Genomic DNA, 17,940 nt, shown 5'->3' on the forward strand with positions numbered 1-17,940 from the left:
CTGGGTTTCACCTGCTTGAAAGCACGGTGAAGGCGGCGCCCCATACCGTCCGGCGGATGATCGCCCTCCGCGTCGTCCGCGTCTTCCTCATCGTCGCCGGCCTCGCCCTGGCCGCGCTCGGCCTCATCATGATCGCCACCGAAGCCAAGGTGTCCGGCGGGACGGTCGGTGTGTCGTGGACCTGCGACCCCGTCCGGAATGCGAACTCAGGCCTGCGGTGCAACACGGATTCGGGCTCGTACAGCGGACCGGGCGGCTTGGTCAACACGCTCGGCTGGCTCGGCCTCCCGATCGGCGGGGTGGCGCTGATCGGTGCGGCCATCGCGCTCGGGCAGTTCGAGCGGCCACGTGGCGCGACCGTGAACCCGGCGATGATGCCCGGACGTGCACCGGCGCAACCCGGCCGGGCCCAGGGTGGCGTGCCGCCGGCCACGTGGTGACCGCCACGGCCCAGATCACCTTGACGCGGCCGTCTCCGTGCCCGGAGAGTGAGGGCCGACCTACGTAACGGAGGCGGTCCGCGTCATGATCCTGCTCCTGTCCACTTCGGACACCGATCTGCTCAGCGCCCGTGCGGCCGGGGCCGAGTACCGGCTCGCCAACCCGGCCCGGCTCGATCTCGCGGAGCTGCCCGCGCTGCTGGACGGGGTGCCGGTTGTCGTGGTGCGCATCCTCGGCAACGAGCGGACCTGGCCCGACGGGCTGGCGCAGGTGCGCGCGAGCGGGGCGCACGTGGTGGTGCTCGGCGGGGAGCAGGCGCCGGACGCGGAGCTGATGCGGTTGTCCACCGTGCCCGCCGGGATCGCCGCCGAGGCGCACGCCTACCTCGCGCAGGGCGGCCCGGCGAACCTCGAGCAGCTGCACCACTTCCTGTCCGACACGCTGCTGCTCACCGGCCACGGCTTCGAACCGCCGGTGGAGCAGCCCGCGTGGGGCGTGCTGGAACGCGAGCGGAAGAACACCGAAGGCCCGGTTGTCGCGATCCTCTACTACCGCGCGCACCAGCTCAGCGGTAACACCGCGTTCGTGCACGCGCTGGCCGACGCGGTCGAGGACGCGGGCGGGCGCGCGCTGCCGATCTACTGCGCCACGCTGCGCACCCGCGAGCCGGAGATGATGTCCGAGCTGACCAAGGCCGACGCGCTGCTGGTCACCGTGCTGGCCGCGGGCGGCACCAAACCGGCCGAGGCCGGTGCCGGTGGCGACGACGAGGCCTGGGACGTGGCCGAGTTCGCCGCGCTGGACATCCCGATCCTGCAGGCGCTCTGCCTGACCAACGACCACCAGGCCTGGTCGGACAACGACGAGGGCCTCTCCCCGATCGACGCGGCTTCGCAGGTCGCGGTGCCGGAGTTCGACGGCAGGCTGATCACCGTGCCGTTCTCCTTCAAGGAAACCGACAGCGACGGCCTGCCCCGCTACGTGCCGGACGCCGAGCGCGCCTCGCGGGTGGCGAAGATCGCGCTCGGGCACGCGCGGCTGCGGCACATCCCGCCCGCCGAGCGCCGGATCGCGCTGGTGCTCTCGGCGTACCCGACCAAGCACTCGCGCGTGGGCAACGCGGTCGGCCTGGACACCCCGGCCAGCGCGGTGAAACTGTTGCGCGCCATGCGGGACCGGGGTTACGACCTCGGCGACGGGCTGCCCGGCCTCGACCCGACCGGGACCGACCAGCCCGACGGCGACGCGCTCATCCACGCGCTCATCGCCGCGGGCGGCCAGGACCCGGAATGGCTGACGCAGGAACAGTTGTCCGGCAACCCGATCCGCGTGCCGGCCGCGCGCTACCGTGAATGGTTCGACGCACTGCCCGAGGACCTGCGCGCCGACATGACCGAGCACTGGGGCCCGCCGCCGGGTGAGCTGTACGTGGACGGCGGCGACATCGTGCTGGCGTCCATCCAGGCGGGCAACGTGCTGCTGATGATCCAGCCGCCGCGCGGGTTCGGCGAGAACCCGGTGGCCATCTACCACAATCCCGACCTGCCGCCGAGCCACCACTACCTGGCCGCCTACCGGTGGCTGGAGGAGGACTTCGGCGCGCACGCCGCGGTGCACCTGGGCAAGCACGGTTCGCTGGAGTGGCTGCCGGGCAAGACCGCCGGGCTGTCCGCGTCCTGCGCGCCGGACGCGGTGCTCGGCAGCCTGCCGCTGATCTACCCGTTCCTGATCAACGATCCCGGTGAGGGCGCGCAGGCCAAGCGCCGCGCGCACGCCACCATCGTCGACCACCTGGTGCCGCCGATGGCCCGTGCCGAGAGCTACGGCGACATGGCGCGGCTGGAGCAGCTGCTCGACGAGCACGCGAACATCGCCGCGATGGACCCGGCGAAGCTGCCCGCGATCCGCGCGCAGATCTGGACGCTGATCCAGGCCGCCAAGCTCGACCACGACCTCGGGGTGGACGAACGCCCGCACGACGCGGAGTTCGACGACTTCCTGCTGCACATCGACGGCTGGCTGTGCGAGGTCAAGGACGCGCAGATCCGCGACGGGCTGCACATCCTCGGTGAGGCGCCCGCCGGTGAGGCCAGGGTGAACCTGGTGCTGGCCATGCTGCGCGCGCAGCAGATCTTCGGCGGTCAGCACGGTGCCGTGCCCGGCCTGCGGTCCGCCTTGGGGCTCAAGGAGAACGGCGACGCGCCGACGTCCGAAGTGGACGCCATCGAGGCGACGGCGCGCAGGCTCGTCGAAGCGATGGAACTGCGCGACTGGGCCCCGGAGGCGGTCGGCGCGGTGTGCACCGACGTGCTCGGCGCCCCGGACGAGACCGTCCACAAAGTACTTTCCTTCGCCGCGGACGAGATCGTGCCGCGGCTGGCCGGGACCACCGCGGAGATCGACGCGGTGCTGCACGCGCTCGACGGCGGGTACGTCGCGGCCGGACCGAGCGGGTCACCGCTGCGCGGGCTGATCAACGTGCTGCCCACCGGCCGCAACTTCTACACCGTCGATCCGAAGGCCATTCCGAGCCGGCTGGCCTGGGAAACCGGGCAGGCGCTGGCGGATTCGCTGCTCAAGCGGTACCGCGAGGACACCGGCGAGTGGCCGCCTTCGGTCGGGCTCTCGGTGTGGGGCACCGCGGCCATGCGCACCTCGGGCGACGACGCCGCGGAAGTGCTGGCGCTGCTGGGGGTCCAGCCGGTCTGGGACGAGGCCTCGCGGCGGGTGACCGGCATCGAGGCGATCCCGCTGGCCGAACTGGGCCGCCCGCGCATCGACGTCACGGTCCGGATCAGCGGTTTCTTCCGCGACGCCTTCCCGCACGTGATCGAGCTGCTCGACGACGCGGTCCGCCTGGTGGCTGGGCTGGACGAGCCGGATTCGGAGAACTTCGTGCGGGCGCACGCGAAGGCTGATCTGGCCGAGCACGGCGACGAACGCCGGGCGACCACCCGCATCTTCGGCTCGAAGCCGGGTTCCTACGGGGCCGGGCTGCTGCCGCTGATGGACTCCGGCAACTGGCGCGACGACGCCGACCTCGCCGAGGTGTACGCGGTGTGGGGCGGTTACGCCTACGGCCGCGACCTCGACGGCGCCCCGGCCCGGCCGGAGATGGAGACCGCGTACCGGCGGATCACCGTGGCGGCGAAGAACACCGACACGCGTGAGCACGACATCGCCGACTCGGACGACTACTTCCAGTACCACGGCGGCATGATCGCCACCGTGCGCGCGCTGACCGGGCAGGCGCCGGTGTCCTACGTCGGTGACAGCACCACCCCGGACGCGGTGCGCACCAGGACGCTCGGCGAGGAGACCACGCGGGTGTTCCGCGCGCGGGTGGTGAACCCGCGCTGGATCGGCGCGATGCGGCGGCACGGGTACAAGGGCGCCTTCGAGCTGGCGGCCACTGTGGACTACCTGTTCGGCTTCGACGCCACCGCGGGCGTGGTGCAGGACTGGATGTACGAGAAGCTCTCCGAGTCCTACGTGCTGGACAAGGAGAACCAGGAGTTCCTGACCAAGGCGAACCCGTGGGCGCTGCGGGGCATCATCGAGCGGCTCAACGAGGCCGCCGACCGCGGCCTGTGGGCCGAGCCCGACCCGGACCTGCTGGCCCGCATGCGCGAGGTCTACCTCCAGCTCGAAGGTGACCTGGAGGAGTAGGGCAAAGCCGTGAACGTGGCCTTCCCGGCAGGTTTCCGAGCGCCGGGAAAGCCACATTCAGGGCACCTCCGAGTGCCCCTGGGTCAGCTCGCCTGTTGCTCGGCGATCCAGTCCTGGTGCACCGTGACATCGGTCCACACACCAAGACCGCTGGCGCACTTCGGGTCCTCGTCACCGTCGCGGCTGGTGGCCCCGATCAGCTCCCACTCCCCCGTGCGGCCCTTGATCTGCGGCCCGCCCGAGTCGCCGTAGCAGCCCATCGCGTCCGGGGTGTCGCTCCCGGTGCAGATCTCCTTGCCCTCGGCGAAGTTGCTGCAGTCCGCGGCAGGCATCACCTTGGTGTCCAGTTCCTGCAGCACCTCCGGCGCACCGCAGTTCTCCTCGGCGCAGTGCTCGCCCCAGCCGAGGATCCGGGTCGCCGTGCCCGCGTCACCGGCGGCCGCGGCGATCTTGATCGGCTGCTCGGTCACCTTCTTGTCCAGCCGCACCAGCGCGATGTCCGCGCCCGGCTTCTGCGCGGCGTAGTCAGGGTGCACGATGATCTTGCTGACGCCGGTTTCGGTGCCCCCGCTGCTGTGCTCCCGCGCGCCGACGCGGGTGGTGACCTGGTCCGGCTTGGCGCCCTGCACGCAGTGCGCCGCGGTCACCACCCAGTCCTCGCCGATCAGCGAGCCACCACAGAAGTGGTTCCCGCCCTGCTGCAACGACACCATGAACGAGTAGTCCTCGGTCGCGTCGTGGCCCCCGATGACGTACGGCGTCGGCCCACCGGCCGCCGCGGCGACCCCCGGGACCAGCACCGCGCCCGCGGCGGCCAGTCCGGCCACCAGCACCCCTGTTCTGCGAAGCATTTTCGTGATCTCCCCGTTGACGACGATTTGCTGACCGCCGTCACACTATGGGGTGATGGTCACAGTTGGATCATTCCTTCGGCCGGGCCGCCATCGGCCGGATGGCCGACCCCGCGCCGCCACGCCAGCGCACCGGCGCTGAGCCGCCACGGCCGCAGCCGCAGCACGGTGAACCGCTGGTCCAGCGGGTCGTCCACGCCGAGTATCCGCAGGTCGAAGCCCAGTGGCGGGCCGGCCGCGCCGAACAGCTCCCACACGTGCCGCCGGACCTCCGGCGTTTCCGCGTACTCGGCCTCGCATTCGGCCACGGCCACCTCGTGCACCGGATCCCAGTACGAGCACGAAACGTAGGGCGTGCGCGCCAGGTGCGCCCGCTTCAGCGGCGTCGGCCGGGTGGTCACCCAGCCGACGAGCCCGTCACCGGTGGCCTCCCAGTACGGGTGCACCACCCGCGACCGCGGCCGCCCGCGCCGGTCGACCGTGGCCATCGAGCACCAGACCACCCGGTGGGCCACCCGCACGAACTCGTCCACCACCTCGGCCGGGGGTGCGGCCTTTTCCACAACCATGGTTGTGTACTTTAGCCCGATGAGCGAACCACCGGTAGAGCCGAGCCGGACCGAGCTGTCCCTGATCGCCCTGTTCGCGGGCTGGGCGATGACCGGCGAGGTGCAGCGGCGGATGGGCGGTGACGGCTTCGAACAGCTGCGGTTCAACGACGGCTTCGTGATCCAGCACGTGCTCGCCGGGCCGCTGACCGTCTCCGCGCTCGCCGAGCGCATGGGCGTCACCCAGCAGGCCGCGTCGAAGGCCGCGGCCGACCTGGTCCGCCGCGGCGTGCTCACCAGGAAGCCCGCACCGGACGACGCGCGGGCGCGCCTGCTCGAACTGACCGGCTTCGGGCGCGCGTCGGTCGAGTCCGCGCGACGGCACCGCGCCGCGCTGGAGTCCGAATTGGAGGCCGGCTGGGGCGCGGACCGGGTCGCCGATGCCCGCGCCCTGCTGACGGAAATTCTCCACCGCCTCGGCGGTGCCGAAGCGGTGCGACAGCGCCGGGTTCGGCCATTGGACTGAACCACGGTGTACCGACTTTCGGCCCATCGCCTAATCCCGATCAACGGTCTACAGTCCTCATCCGGTGCACCGGCGGGGTGAATCCCCTGCGGGGCAACAACTTTTCTGGGAGGGCGGGGAAGTGGGCAATTCACCGGAACGAAGAAGACTCCGGCGCGGGGTCACCGCGGGCGCGCTGGCCGTCGCGCTCGCGGGCGGGCTGGCTTCGGCCACCACCGCGACCGCCGCGGACAACGTGGTCCGGGCGGACAAAGCGGTCAACCGGTCGTGTTTCGCCGCCCTGCTGCCCGGTGGCGCGCCCGGCGCGGACCGCCGCGAGGTGACCTCCTCGGTGGACGGCCTGGTCCAGGCGCGGCTGTCGCCGTCCCGCGGCAGCGAAGGCGACTGGGACCTCGCCGTGTTCGACAAGGCTTCCGGCAAGGTGGTCGCCGCGTCCGCCGGACTGCGCACCCGTGAACTCGCCGAGAGCTTCGTGAAGAAGGGCCAGCAGCTCGTCGTGCAGGCCTGCCGCTACGGCGGCCCGGCCCGCAACGCCGTGCTCGGCGTGGACTTCCTCGCGCTGACCCCGCAGGGCACCACCCCGCAGAAGGCCGAACTGGTCCGCGTGCACACTCCGTCCAAAAAGGACAAAGACCGGCTGATGGAGCTCGGTCTCGACGTGACCGAGAAGGCCGACGCCACCGGGGTCGAGGTCGTGCTGGCCGACGACGAGGACCGCGGCACGCTGGCCGCCAGCGGACTGCGGTCCACTGTGGTCATCGGCGACCTGTCGGCGAAGTCGGTGCAGAACGCCAAGACCGACGCCGAGTTCGCGGCGAAGGCGCCGCCGAGCGTGCTGCCCTCCGGCCGCACCGCCTACCGCCACCTCTACGACTACGAGTTCGAGGTCAAGGAGCTGGCGCGGAACAACCCGAACCTGGTGCGCGCGTTCAACCTGCCCGAGGCCACCATCGAAGGCCGCGACGTGGTCGCCGCCGAGGTCGCCACGAACGTCACCAACCCGGCCGACGGCAAGCCGGTGAACTTCACCATGGGCGTGCACCACGCCCGCGAGTGGCCGGCCGGTGAGCACGCCATGGAATGGCTGCACGAGCTGGTCAAGGGCTACCGGACGAACAACGCCGAGGTGAAGAACCTGGTCGGCCGCACCCGCAACATCGTGGTGCCGATCGTCAACCCCGACGGCTTCTCCATCTCCCGCGAAGCCGAGCCGCGCGGTGACTTCACCCTGTTCGACTACGAGATGAAGCGGAAGAACTGCAACGCCGCCGACTCGCCGCCGCAGTACGCCACCGGCGTGTGCAAGGCGAACCCGGCGGGCAGGCTGCGCGGCACCGACCCGAACCGCAACTACGCCGGGTTCTGGGGTGGCCCCGGTGCCGCCACGGCGTGGAGCGACGACACCTTCCGGGGTTCCGGCCCGTTCTCCGAGCCGGAGACGCGCAACATCCGCTCGATCGTCTCCTCGCGCCAGGTGACCAACCTGATCACCCTGCACACCTACTCGAACCTGGTGCTGCGGGTGCCCGGCGTGGCCGACGTGCGGCCGCCGCTGGACGAGCCGGCCTACGAAGCTCTCGGCGCGAAGATGGCCTCCCGCAACGGTTACACCAACCAGCCGTCGTGGGCGCTCTACGACACCACCGGGTCCACGGAGGACTGGTCATACTGGGCCACCGGTGGCTGGGGCTTCACCTTCGAGATCGGCCCGAACGAGTTCCACCCGCCGTTCGCCGACGGCGTGATCGCCGAGTACGCCGGGATCGCCCCGGCCGCCGGTGCCGGCAAGGGCGGCAACCGGCAGGCGTTCATCGACATGCTGGCCAACGCGGCCGACCCGGCGGCGCACTCCACGCTGATCGGCTCGGCGCCCAAGGGGTACGAACTCAAGCTGCACAAGACCTTCCAGACGCCGACCTCACCGGTGGAGAACCCGGACGGCTCGACCGGCGCGCCGATCTACGTGACCGACAAGCTGGATTCGAAGCTGACCACCACCGGCGGCCGGTTCGCCTGGTCGGTCAACCCCTCGACGCGGCCGTACGTGGCGGGCCGGTACGGGCGTGACCCGCAGGGCCCGGCGCAGACCGGGTTCACGCTGGCCAACCCGCCCGGGGTGCCCGCGGAGAACCAGGACTACCCGAACGACGACGTCAACGTGGAAAGCGTGCCGTTCCACGTGGACGGGCTGCCCGCGGTGGACAACGGCAAGCTGACCGTGGCGATGGACTGGACCAGCACGGCCACCGACTGGGACGTCTACGTGTTCGACTCGACCGGGAAGCTGGTCACCCAGTCGGCGAACGGCAACACGCGCTCCGAGCGCGCGGTGATGTTCGACCCGCCCGCCGGTGACTACCTGGCCGTTTTTGTCAACTACGACCAGGTCGACCCGGCGACGCCGGACGACTGGACCGGCCGCGTCGAGTTCGCCTCGCCGCTGCCGACCACCTACGGGCCCAAGGAGGCGTACACGCTCACCTGCACCTCGCCGCGCGGCAAGATCGTCGGGCTGACCGACGTGTTCGCCGATCGCGGGCAGACGGTGGACGTGGGCGAGGTCTGCACCCGCTCGGCCCGCGCCACCAAGGAACGCAACGGCGGCTGACCACCGCTCCAGGACGCCCCGGCGGGAATCACCTCCGCCGGGGCGTCTTCGCGCCACCAGGGCAAACCAGGAGTCGGGCGTGAGACGATCGGGACGTGCCGAGCGAACCGATCGACCCCGACCGGGTCGATCGCGCCGTCGCCGGGCTGGGCGATCGCGCCACCGTCCGGGAGTGGGCCGAGCGGTTCGCCATCCTGGCCGATCCCTCACGCCTGACCCTGCTGGTGTGCATCCACTACGCCGAGGAGATCTGCGTGTCCGACCTGGCCTCGGCGGCCGGGATGAGCGACACCGCCGTCTCCCAGGCGCTGCGGCTGCTCCGGGTGCACGGCCTGGTCACCGGCCGCCGCAGCGGCCGGGTGGTGCGCTACCGGCTGGCCGACGCCACCGTGCACGACCTGATCCACCACGTCCGCCCGCACCCCGGCACCGGTCCGCACCACCACCACGAGGGCTGAAGCCGCCGGGCACAATCCGGCGAGGGTGCCCGAGCGCCGGTACCGTTCGAATCATGCTTGGTTTGCCCGAGGAGATCACCGCCTGCCTGTTCGATCTCGACGGAGTGCTCACCGGCACCGCCGAGCTGCACAAGCAGGCGTGGAAGCAGACCTTCGACGAATTCCTGCGCGCCCGCGACGGGGAGGGCTTCCGCCCGTTCACCGATCGCGACTACGCCGACCACGTGGACGGGCGGCCGCGCTTCGACGGCGTCCGCGAATTCCTCACCTCACGAGGGATCACCCTGCCCGAAGGCGGCCCGGACGACCCGCCGGACCGCGCGACCGTGCACGGGGTGGGAAACCGCAAGAACGACCTAGTGCTGGCGATCATCGACGAACGTGGCGTGAGCCCGTACCCCGGTTCGGTGCGCTACCTCGAAGCGGCCCGCGACGCCGGGTTGCAGATCGGCGTGGTCACCTCGTCGGCGAACGGGGCGAAGGTGCTCGAAGGCGGTGACCTGACCAAGTTCGTGCAGGCCCGCATCGACGGCGTGGAGATCGTCAAGCGGAAGCTGCGCGGCAAGCCCGCCCCCGACTCGTTCCTGGCCGGGGCCCGCGCGCTGGATACCGAACCGGCCGCGACAGCGGTCTTCGAGGACGCCATCGCCGGGGTGCGGGCGGGCAAGGCGGGTGCGTTCGGGTACGTGGTGGGCGTGAACCGGGCCGATCAAGCCGACCAGCTGCGCGCCGCCGGCGCCGACGTGGTGGTCGACGACCTGGCCGAGCTACTGGAGGGCTGAGTGACTCACGGGTACGAACGGGCCGAGCGATCGTCGTGGGAGCTGCGGTGGGTCGGCATGGACGTCGAACAGTTGCAGCGCACGGAATCGACCTTCGCGTTGTCCAACGGGCACATCGGGTTGCGCGGTTCGCTCGAGGAAGGTGAGCCGCGCGGACTGCCCGGCACCTATCTGAACGGGTTCTACGAGTCCTACCAGCTGCCCTACGCCGAAGCGGGCTACGGCTACCCCGAAGACGGGCAGACCGTGGTGAACGTGACCGACGGCAAGATCATCCGGCTGCTGGTCGAGGACGAGCCGCTGGACATGCGCTACGGCCAGGCCACCGCGCACGAGCGCGTGCTCGACTTCCGCGCCGGGACGCTGCGCCGCACCACCGAATGGTCGTCGCCGACCGGGCGCCGGGTCCGTGTGCGCACCGAGCGGCTGGTTTCGTTCACCCAGCGCGCGGTGGTGGCGATCCGGTACGAAGTGGAGCCGCTGGACGGCGAGATCCAGCTCGTGGTGCAGTCCGACCTGCTGGCCAACGAGCCCATCGAGTCGGACACCGGCGACCCTCGGGTGGCCGCGGCACTGCAGTCGCCGCTGGTCGGCGAGTTCGCCATGGCCGAGGACACCCGCGCGGTGCTGGTGCACCGCACCCGCGAGTCGGGGCTGCGCATGGCCGCGGCGATGGACCACCGGCTGGAGACCGGCGACGGCCTGCGCACGCGCATCCAGGCCGAGGAGGACCTGGCCAGGCTGACCGCCGCGGTCGACGTGCCCGAGGGCGAGAAGCTCACGCTGATCAAGTACCTCGGTTACGGCTGGTCGGCGCAGCGGTCGGCGCCGGCGCTGCGCGCGCAGGTGGAGGCCGCGCTCGACGGCGCGCTGCAAACCGGCTGGGAAGGCCTGCTCGATGAGCAGCGCCGGTTCCTCGACGAGTTCTGGGAGTCCGCCGATGTCCAGATCGACGGCGATCCCGAACTCCAGCAGGCGGTGCGGTTCGCGTTGTTCCACGTGCTCCAGGCCGGGGCCCGCGGCGAGAGCCGGGCCATTCCCGGCAAGGGGCTGACCGGGCCCGGTTACGACGGGCACGCCTTCTGGGACACCGAATCCTTCGTGCTGCAGGTGCTCACCTACACCATGCCGGAGGCCGCGCGCGACGCGCTGCGCTGGCGTCATTCCACTTTGGACAAAGCACGCGAGCGGGCGACCCAGCTCGGGCTGCGCGGCGCGGCCTTCCCGTGGCGCTCGATCAACGGCGCGGAGTGCTCGGCGTACTGGCCGGCAGGCACCGCCGCGTTCCACGTCAGCGCCGACATCTCCGACGCGGTCGCCCGGTATCTGGCGGCCACCGGCGACGAGGAGTTCGACCGGGGCTTCGGCACCGAGATCCTGCTCGAAACCGCCCGGCTGTGGATCTCGCTCGGGCACCACGGCAGGCACGGCGGCTTCCGGATCGACGGGGTCACCGGCCCCGACGAGTACTCGGCGATCGCGGACAACAACGTCTACACGAACCTGATGGCGCAGCGGAACCTGCGTGAGGCGGCGCTGGCCTGCGAGCGGCACCCCGACGTGGCCGAGGGGTTCGGCGTGGACGCCGAGGAGATCGCCGAGTGGCGCCGGGCCGCCGACGAGATGGTCATCCCCTACGACGACCTGCTCGAAGTGCACCCGCAGGCCGAGCGCTTCACCCAGCACGTGGACTGGGACTTCGAGGGCACCCCGGCCGAGCGCTACCCGCTGCTGCTGAACTACCCCTACTTCGACCTGTACCGCAAGCAGGTGGTCAAGCAGGCCGACCTGGTGCTGGCCATGCACCTGCGCGGCGACGCGTTCACCCCGGAACAGAAGGCCCGCAACTTCGCCTACTACGAGGCGAGGACCGTGCGGGACTCCTCGCTCTCGGCGGGCACGCAGGCGGTGCTGGCGGCCGAGGTCGGCCATCTCGACCTGGCCTACGACTACCTCGCCGAAGCCGCCTTCACCGATCTGCACGACGTGCACAACAACGTGCGCAACGGGCTGCACATGGCTTCACTGGCCGGGGCGTGGCTGGCCACCGTGGCCGGGCTCGGCGGCATGCGCGACCACGACGGCAGCCTGTCGTTCGCGCCGCGCCTGCCGCGCGGCCTGGACCGGGTGGCGTTCCGCCTGATCTTCCGCGGCAGCCACTTCTCCGTCGAGATCACCGGCGCCGAAGCCGGCTACCGGCTGATCTCGGGGGAACACCTGGACATCCGCCACCACGGCGAAAAGGTCACCGTGACCGACACGGCGACCACGCTGCCCATCCCGGCCGCGCCCGACCTGCCCGCACCCGCCCAGCCGCCGGGCCGGGCCCCGGCCCGGCGGCGGCCCTCGGCGCCGTCCTAGTCGGGCGGTTCTGGCTTGTTTTCCGTGGTCTTTTCCCCGGTCGGCGGGGATTCGACGTCGTCGTGGTTGGGGAGTAGGCCGGTGTCGACGTCCTTGGTGCCCGGCGGATCGAGGTCGGGGTGGGGCGGCCGCGGTACTTCCGCCGAAAGCGGCTGCTCCTCGTCTTCGTCGCCGAGGCGACGTTGATGTTCGCGCATACTCCCGGAGTACCCGTGAACGGCGGTGTTTGACAACCCCGCCGGCAACCGCGCTCAGCCGAAGGCTTCGGTGACCGCGCGCACCCGCAGTTGCTCCAGGGTCTCGCTCTGCTCGTTCGCCCGCTCCAGCAAGCGGTCCAGCTCGGTCACGTCCAGCCGCGAATCGCCGACCGCGCGCCGCCGCAGCGTGCGCCAGCCCGCCGCCTTGCCCTCGACGCCGAGCCGCATCGCCTCCAGTTCCACCACGCGGCTGAGCGGCGACCGGGTGAACAGCCTGCCGTTGAACTTCAGCCGCGCGAGCTTCTCGCCCGCCCAGGCCAGCGCCGCCTTGTGCCGGGCGGGCCGCACCTGGAGGCGCTCCATGATCTCGAGCAGGCTGCGGTGGTCCTCCGCGATCTCCGCGGCCAGCCTGCGCAGTTCGGGACCGTAGTCCGTCTGCCGCTCCGCCGCCGCCAACCGGCGGATCAGGTCCACCCCGCCGGTCGCGCCGGCCAGGTGGTCGTTGATGTAGGTGCCGAGAAAAGCGTCCCGGCTCACGTGGATGACCATGCCGGTGGGGTACCCGGCACGGCCCCGGCTAAGCCGTGTTTCAAGCGGCGGAGCCGCTTGCTGTGGGCCGGCACCGCACGCAAACACTTTCAAACACTGGTCAAGCGATCAGGCGACGCGGAGCGCGTCGCCGGTCTCGCCGTCCAGCATGGTCAGCAGCAGGCCCTCGGTGGTCGACCACGGGCAGATCTCCACCCGTTCCCCGCAGAGCGTCAGCAGTGCTTCGGCGACGATGGCGCCGGCGAGCGCCTGGCGCGAGCGGCAGCGGGAGATGCCGGGAAGTTCGGCGCGGCGGTCCACCGGCAGCTTCGCCAGCCGCGGGACCCAGCGGCGCAGGTCTTCGACGTGCAGGGTGCGCGGGACGAAGTCACCGTCCCGCTGCGGTCTCGCCCCGGCGAGGCGGGCCAGCTGGCGCAGCACCTTCGAGCAGCCGATCGCCCGTGCCCCGCCGATCAGCTCGCCCGCGTCCCCGAGCGACGCCCTGACCTGGTCGAGGGTGTGCTCCCGCAGGGCGTCCATCCGCTTCGCCGAGGCCTGGTCGCGGCTGAGCCAGGCACGCGTCATCTCCCGCGCGCCGAGCTTGAGCGACCGCGCGAAGGTGGCCACCTCGCCGGACCCCGCGGCGATCTCGACCGTGCCGCCGCCGACGTCCAGCACCACCAGCGGCCCGGCCGAAGCGCCGTACCACCGGCGGGCGGCCAGGAACGACAGCTCGGCCTCACGGCGGCCGGACAGGAAGCGCAGCTCGGTGCCGGTCGCCCTGGCGACCTTGGCGACCACCTGCCGCGCGTTCGCCGCATCGCGCACCGAGGAGGTGGCGAACGGGAAAACCGTCCGGGCACCGTGTTCGGCCGCGACGCGGTTCGCCTTCCGGACCGCCTCGGCGATCGAGTCGATCCCGTTCCGGCTCAGCCCTCCACCGGCGTCGAGCGCACGGTCCAGGCGGAGCCTGGTCTTGTGCACGAGCGCCGGTTCCACCGGTGACCCGCCGCGCTCCACCAGCACCAGCCGTGCGCTGAACGCCCCCACATCAAGTACTCCGACGAGCTGTTCCGGCACCCACAACCTCCCACCGCGTTCCGCAGGTCTCCGATTCTTCCCGCAAAATCACGCCGCCAAACCCCAGTAAAGGAACCTTTAACATACCCCGTACGGGTGATACCGGTGGACATTGGGTCTCAGGCAGGTAACGCAATGGCTGGTTAACAGCGATCAAGCAGCCATGAAAGAGGGGTGCCACGGGGTCGGGGACACCGGGCGGCTGGCCACCGTGGTAGCGGCCGTGGTTGTGGTGCTCACCGGCGCGCTGACCGGGGTGACGCTGGTGGTCACCCCGCAGCGGGGCGCGGCCCCGGCGACCGGTGGTGAGCTGGCGGTCGCCCCGCGCGGCGGCACCACCCCGGTGAACCGGCCGCTGCCGCCCGCGAAGCCCGTCTCGCTGGAGATCCCGGCGATCGCGCTGTCCACCGGGACGCTGGCCGAGCTGGGCCAGACCGCGACCGGCGCGATGGAGGTGCCGGGTGACGGCAGGCGCGCCGGCTGGTACGCCCCCGGCCCGGCGCCCGGCGAGATCGGCACGTCGCTGATCAGCGGGCACGCCAGGTACGCCTTCGCCAGCGGGGTTTTCGACCGGCTGCGCGAGGTGCGCGCCGGTGATGTCGTGCGAGTCGGGCGGTCCGACGGCACCACCGCGGAGTTCGCCGTGTACCAGGTGGGGAAGCGGCAGCGGACGGTCGCACCGGCCACCGCCGCCGACTACACCGGCACCCCGGGCAACGGCGCGGAACTGCGCCTGATCACCTGCGCCGGGACCTACGACCGCAGCGTCGGGGACCGGGCCGAGGAGGTCGTGGTCTCCGCCCGGCTCACCTGAGGCGGATCAGGCCCCTGCGTACCCCGCGGCCCTGGAGACGTCCTCGGCGCCACGCAGCACGCGCAGCACGTTCCGGCCGGCCAGCTTGGCGCAGTCGTCCTCGCTCCAGCCCCGGTCCAGCAGCGCGCCGAAGAGCACCGGGTACTTCGAGACATCCTCCAGACCGGACGGCAGCGACTTCACCCCGTCGTAGTCCCCGCCGACGCCGATGTGGTCGATCCCGGCCACCTCACGCGCGTGCTCCAGGTGCTCGACCACGTCGTCCACGCCCACGGTTTCCTTGCCGGAGACGAACTTCGGCACGAAGGTGACCATGCAGACCCCGCCGTTGCCCGCGAGGCGCGCCAGCACGTCGTCCGGGGCGTTGCGCGGGTGGTCGTTGACCGCCCGGCACGACGAATGCGTGAACACCACCGGCGCCGTGCTCACGTCGAGGGCGTCGCGCATGGTGCTCGGCGCGACGTGCGAAAGGTCGACGAGCATGCCGATGCGGTTCATCTCGCGCACCACGTCCCGGCCGAACTCGGTCAGCCCGCCGTGCTCCGGCTCGTCGGTGGCCGAATCCGCCCACGGGGTGTTCGAGTTGTGCGTCAGCGTCATGTACCGCACCCCGAGGCGGCGCAGGATCCGCAGCACGCCAAGGGAACCGGCGATGCTGTGCCCGCCCTCGGCACCGAGCATGGACGCCACCTTCCCGTCGCGGAAGGCGGCCTCGGCCTCGTCGGCGGTGCGGGCCGGCGCCAGCTGGTCGGGGTAGCGCTCCAGCAGCTGGTAGACCACCTCGATCTGCTCCAGCACCGCGGTGACCGCGCTGTCCCCGGTGAACCCGCACGGCACGAAGACCGACCAGAACTGCAGCCCGACCTTGCCCTCGCGCAGGCGCGGCAGATCGGTGTGCAGCCGGGGCTGGTGCTGCCGCAGGTCGACCCCGGCCACCGCCTCGCGCGGATCCGGCCCGGCCAGATCCCGCAACGCCCACGGCAGGTCGTTGTGCCCGTCCGCCAGTTGCGCCGCCGAGAGCAGCGCCCGCGCCCGATCCACCCCAGTCATGCCTGTCCTTTCCGCCGCCAAAGCTTTCCCGGCGACGGTACCGGTCAGCTCAGGACGAGCGGGACCACCGGCGACGGACCGTCCGAGAGCGGCAGCTGGTAGCGCTGCGCCAGGTACGAGGCGACGTCGTGGAACAGCGGTCCGGCCGAGTGCCCGGCGGGCAGCGTGGTGTCCGGTGCGTCCAGGTGGATGCCGACGACGAAGCGCGGGTTGTCCGCGGGCAGGACCCCGGCGAAGGTGATGTTGTACAGCGAATCGCTGTAGGCGTTGGTCTTCGGATCGATCTGCTGACCGGTGCCGGTCTTGCCGGAGATCTGGTAACCCTCCAGCGCCGCGGTCGGGGCGGTGCCGGAGTTCTGGCCCTTCCCCTTCTGCACGGTCGCCCGCATCATGTCCAGCACCGTCTTCGCCGTCTCCGGCGTGGTCACCTGGGTGGTCTTCGGCGCGGGCTGGTCCACGCGGGTGCCGTCCGGGTTGACCTTGGCGCGGACCACCCTCGGCTCCACCCGGAGCCCGCCGTTGGCGATCGCCTGGTACATCCCGGCCATCTGCACCACGGTCATCGACAGACCCTGGCCGATCGGCAGGTTGCCGAAGGTGGTGCCGGACCACTGGTTGCGCGGCGGCACCGAACCGGGGCTCTCACCCGGCAGGCCGATGCCGGTGCGCTGGCCGAGACCGAACTTCTTGAGCATGTCGGCGAACGGCTCCTCGCCGAGCTTCTGCGCCAGCAGCAGCGTGCCCACGTTCGACGACTTGCCGAAGATGCCCGCGGTGGTGAAGTTCTGCGTGCCGTGCGTCCACGCGTCGCGCACGGTGTGGTCGGCCACGCGCAGCGCGCCGGGCACCGAGAGCACCGACTCCGGGGTGGCGATCCCGTTCTGGATCGCGGCCACCGCGGTGACGATCTTGTTCACCGAGCCCGGTTCGAACGGCGTGGTGACCGCCCGGTTGTTCATCTGGTCCGGGGTGGCCTTCGCCAGGTCGTTCGGGTCGTAGGTGCGGTCGTTGGCCAGCGCGTAGACCTCACCGGTCTTCGAGTCCATGATCACCGCGCTGCCGCCCTTGGCGCGGCTCTTGGCCACGTAGTCCGACAGCTTGCTCTGCAGGTCGTACTGCAGATCCGCGTCCAAGGTCAGCTCGAGGTCCGAGCCCGCGGTGGCCGGCTGCAGATCGCGCTCGGTGCCGGGGATGACCACGTCGCCGCCCTGCTCGGTGTCCACCAGGCGACGGCCGGGCGTACCGGCCAGCTCGTTGTCCCAGGTGGCCTCCAGCCCGGCCAGGCCGTGCAGGTTGTGCTTGGAGACGTCCGGGTCCTCCATCTGCCACTTCGCCACGCCGACCACGTTGGCCGCCAGCGTGCCGCCCGGGTACTCGCGCTTGGCGCGCTTCTCCTTGCTGATCTCCGGGAAGTTGTCGCCGTCGGTGATCTCGTCGGCGATCGAGGGCTCCACGTCGTCGACCAGGAAGGTGAAGTTGTCCGGCTTGCGGAACTTCTCCAGCAGCTCGGCCTCGGTCGTCTTGTCCGGCAGCTTCTGCGCGATGAACCGGGCCGCGGCGGCGGAGCGGGTCTCGAAGTTCTGCCCCTTCTCCGGGTGCTGCTGGGCGAACTCGGTCCAGGTCTTGCGCATCAGCCGCAGGTTCACCGACAGCGTGCGGTTCTCCACGCTGAACGCCAGCTTGGTGCCGTTGCGGTCCATGATGGACCCGCGCTGCGCCGGGATGTCGATCGGCGTGGTCCGCTGGCGCTCGGCGCTGGCCGAGAGCGCCTCGGCGTCGAAGGCCTGCACCTTCACCAGCTGCAGTCCGGCGATGGAGAGCAGCACCACCAGGATGATCCGCACCGAGGCGAACCGGCTGCGCGTGCTGCCCTCGACGGCCTTGCCGTTGGCGCGGCGCAGTCCGGTCGCCGAGTAGGTGCGGTGCGGGTTCGCCCGCCCGCGTGCCGCCGCCTCCGCGCTGGTCCGCCTGGCCCTGGCCGTGGTGCCGGCCACCCGGACCGGGCCCCGCCGCGGCCTGCCCGTCAT

General features: G+C 71.3%; 15 protein-coding genes. 8 read left to right on the forward strand and 7 right to left on the reverse strand.

The genetic code is table 11. The features are described from left to right. Window positions 1–56 precede the first annotated feature (56 nt). Both YIM_RS35360 and cobN read left to right on the forward strand, forming a co-directional pair. Complete coding sequence (locus YIM_RS35360; protein ID WP_153034441.1) at window positions 57–440, forward strand: hypothetical protein; 384 nt, start codon at window positions 57–59, stop codon at window positions 438–440. A gap of 85 nt (window positions 441–525) precedes the next feature. Further along, complete coding sequence (cobN, locus tag YIM_RS35365; RefSeq protein ID WP_153034442.1) at window positions 526–4,110, forward strand: cobaltochelatase subunit CobN; 3,585 nt, start codon at window positions 526–528, stop codon at window positions 4,108–4,110. A gap of 83 nt (window positions 4,111–4,193) precedes the next feature. Here the strand turns inward: cobN and YIM_RS35370 are convergent, their stop codons facing one another. Together YIM_RS35370 and YIM_RS35375 are read right to left on the reverse strand one after the other, a co-directional pair. Further along, complete coding sequence (locus tag YIM_RS35370; RefSeq protein ID WP_153034443.1) at window positions 4,194–4,961, reverse strand: trypsin-like serine protease; 768 nt, start codon at window positions 4,959–4,961, stop codon at window positions 4,194–4,196. 59 nt (window positions 4,962–5,020) lie between these two features. Further along, complete coding sequence (locus YIM_RS35375) at window positions 5,021–5,530, reverse strand: pyridoxamine 5'-phosphate oxidase family protein (protein WP_153034444.1); 510 nt, start codon at window positions 5,528–5,530, stop codon at window positions 5,021–5,023. 19 nt (window positions 5,531–5,549) lie between these two features. On the opposite strand from YIM_RS35375, the gene YIM_RS35380 reads away from it, so the two are divergent. The 5 genes from YIM_RS35380 to YIM_RS35400 all read left to right on the forward strand — a co-directional run bounded on the left by YIM_RS35380 (window position 5,550) and on the right by YIM_RS35400 (window position 12,244). Further along, entirely contained in the window at window positions 5,550–6,035 is a 486-nt protein-coding gene (locus YIM_RS35380; RefSeq protein WP_153034445.1) for a MarR family winged helix-turn-helix transcriptional regulator, read from the forward strand. Window positions 6,036–6,156: 121 nt separating this feature from the next. Next, window positions 6,157–8,643, forward strand: coding sequence for a M14 family zinc carboxypeptidase (locus YIM_RS35385; protein WP_153034446.1), 2,487 nt, complete (start codon window positions 6,157–6,159; stop codon window positions 8,641–8,643). Between the two features lie 95 nt (window positions 8,644–8,738). Further along, window positions 8,739–9,101, forward strand: coding sequence for a metalloregulator ArsR/SmtB family transcription factor (locus YIM_RS35390; protein ID WP_153034447.1), 363 nt, complete (start codon window positions 8,739–8,741; stop codon window positions 9,099–9,101). Window positions 9,102–9,154: 53 nt separating this feature from the next. Continuing rightward, the gene (locus tag YIM_RS35395) at window positions 9,155–9,883 is read left to right on the forward strand and encodes an HAD family phosphatase (RefSeq protein WP_153034448.1); all 729 of its coding nucleotides are present in this window, start codon (window positions 9,155–9,157) and stop codon (window positions 9,881–9,883) included. 57 nt (window positions 9,884–9,940) lie between these two features. After that, window positions 9,941–12,244, forward strand: a complete 2,304-nt coding sequence (locus YIM_RS35400) for a glycoside hydrolase family 65 protein (protein WP_194240361.1) — start codon at window positions 9,941–9,943, stop codon at window positions 12,242–12,244. Here YIM_RS35400 and YIM_RS35405 read toward each other — a convergent pair. The 3 genes from YIM_RS35405 to YIM_RS35415 all read right to left on the reverse strand — a co-directional run bounded on the left by YIM_RS35405 (window position 12,241) and on the right by YIM_RS35415 (window position 14,049). Beyond that, the gene (locus YIM_RS35405; RefSeq protein ID WP_153034450.1) at window positions 12,241–12,441 is read right to left on the reverse strand and encodes a hypothetical protein; all 201 of its coding nucleotides are present in this window, start codon (window positions 12,439–12,441) and stop codon (window positions 12,241–12,243) included. The two genes, YIM_RS35400 and YIM_RS35405, sit on opposite strands and share 4 nt — an antisense overlap. A gap of 54 nt (window positions 12,442–12,495) precedes the next feature. Continuing rightward, entirely contained in the window at window positions 12,496–12,990 is a 495-nt protein-coding gene (locus YIM_RS35410; RefSeq protein ID WP_153034451.1) for a hypothetical protein, read from the reverse strand. A 108-nt stretch (window positions 12,991–13,098) separates the two neighbouring features. Further along, a complete protein-coding gene (locus YIM_RS35415; protein ID WP_228004228.1) occupies window positions 13,099–14,049 on the reverse strand; it encodes a Ppx/GppA phosphatase family protein in 951 nt (316 codons plus the stop codon). Window positions 14,050–14,212: 163 nt separating this feature from the next. On the opposite strand from YIM_RS35415, the gene YIM_RS35420 reads away from it, so the two are divergent. After that, on the forward strand, window positions 14,213–14,863 hold the full coding sequence (locus tag YIM_RS35420; protein ID WP_153034453.1) for a sortase domain-bontaining protein: 651 nt from the start codon (window positions 14,213–14,215) through the stop codon (window positions 14,861–14,863). Window positions 14,864–14,869: 6 nt separating this feature from the next. Here the strand turns inward: YIM_RS35420 and YIM_RS35425 are convergent, their stop codons facing one another. Next, the gene (locus YIM_RS35425) at window positions 14,870–15,913 is read right to left on the reverse strand and encodes a dipeptidase (protein WP_153034454.1); all 1,044 of its coding nucleotides are present in this window, start codon (window positions 15,911–15,913) and stop codon (window positions 14,870–14,872) included. Window positions 15,914–15,957: 44 nt separating this feature from the next. Continuing rightward, a complete protein-coding gene (locus YIM_RS35430; RefSeq protein WP_153034455.1) occupies window positions 15,958–17,940 on the reverse strand; it encodes a penicillin-binding protein 2 in 1,983 nt (660 codons plus the stop codon).

It is taken from the genome of Amycolatopsis sp. YIM 10 (assembly GCF_009429145.1).
Taxonomy (GTDB): domain Bacteria; phylum Actinomycetota; class Actinomycetes; order Mycobacteriales; family Pseudonocardiaceae; genus Amycolatopsis.

Bases quoted from the DNA above. Each gene is read 5' to 3' on its own strand.
- YIM_RS35360 (WP_153034441.1), top strand. From the start codon at position 57: ATGATCGCCCTCCGCGTCGTCCGCGTCTTCCTCATCGTCGCCGGCCTC.
- cobN (WP_153034442.1), top strand. From the start codon at position 526: ATGATCCTGCTCCTGTCCACTTCGGACACCGATCTGCTCAGCGCCCGT.
- YIM_RS35370 (WP_153034443.1), bottom strand. From the start codon at position 4,961: ATGCTTCGCAGAACAGGGGTGCTGGTGGCCGGACTGGCCGCCGCGGGC.
- YIM_RS35375 (WP_153034444.1), bottom strand. From the start codon at position 5,530: ATGGTTGTGGAAAAGGCCGCACCCCCGGCCGAGGTGGTGGACGAGTTC.
- YIM_RS35380 (WP_153034445.1), top strand. From the start codon at position 5,550: ATGAGCGAACCACCGGTAGAGCCGAGCCGGACCGAGCTGTCCCTGATC.
- YIM_RS35395 (WP_153034448.1), top strand. From the start codon at position 9,155: ATGCTTGGTTTGCCCGAGGAGATCACCGCCTGCCTGTTCGATCTCGAC.
- YIM_RS35400 (WP_194240361.1), top strand. From the start codon at position 9,941: ATGGACGTCGAACAGTTGCAGCGCACGGAATCGACCTTCGCGTTGTCC.
- YIM_RS35405 (WP_153034450.1), bottom strand. From the start codon at position 12,441: ATGCGCGAACATCAACGTCGCCTCGGCGACGAAGACGAGGAGCAGCCG.
- YIM_RS35410 (WP_153034451.1), bottom strand. From the start codon at position 12,990: ATGGTCATCCACGTGAGCCGGGACGCTTTTCTCGGCACCTACATCAAC.
- YIM_RS35420 (WP_153034453.1), top strand. From the start codon at position 14,213: ATGAAAGAGGGGTGCCACGGGGTCGGGGACACCGGGCGGCTGGCCACC.
- YIM_RS35425 (WP_153034454.1), bottom strand. From the start codon at position 15,913: ATGACTGGGGTGGATCGGGCGCGGGCGCTGCTCTCGGCGGCGCAACTG.
- YIM_RS35430 (WP_153034455.1), bottom strand. From the start codon at position 17,940: ATGACGGGCAGGCCGCGGCGGGGCCCGGTCCGGGTGGCCGGCACCACG.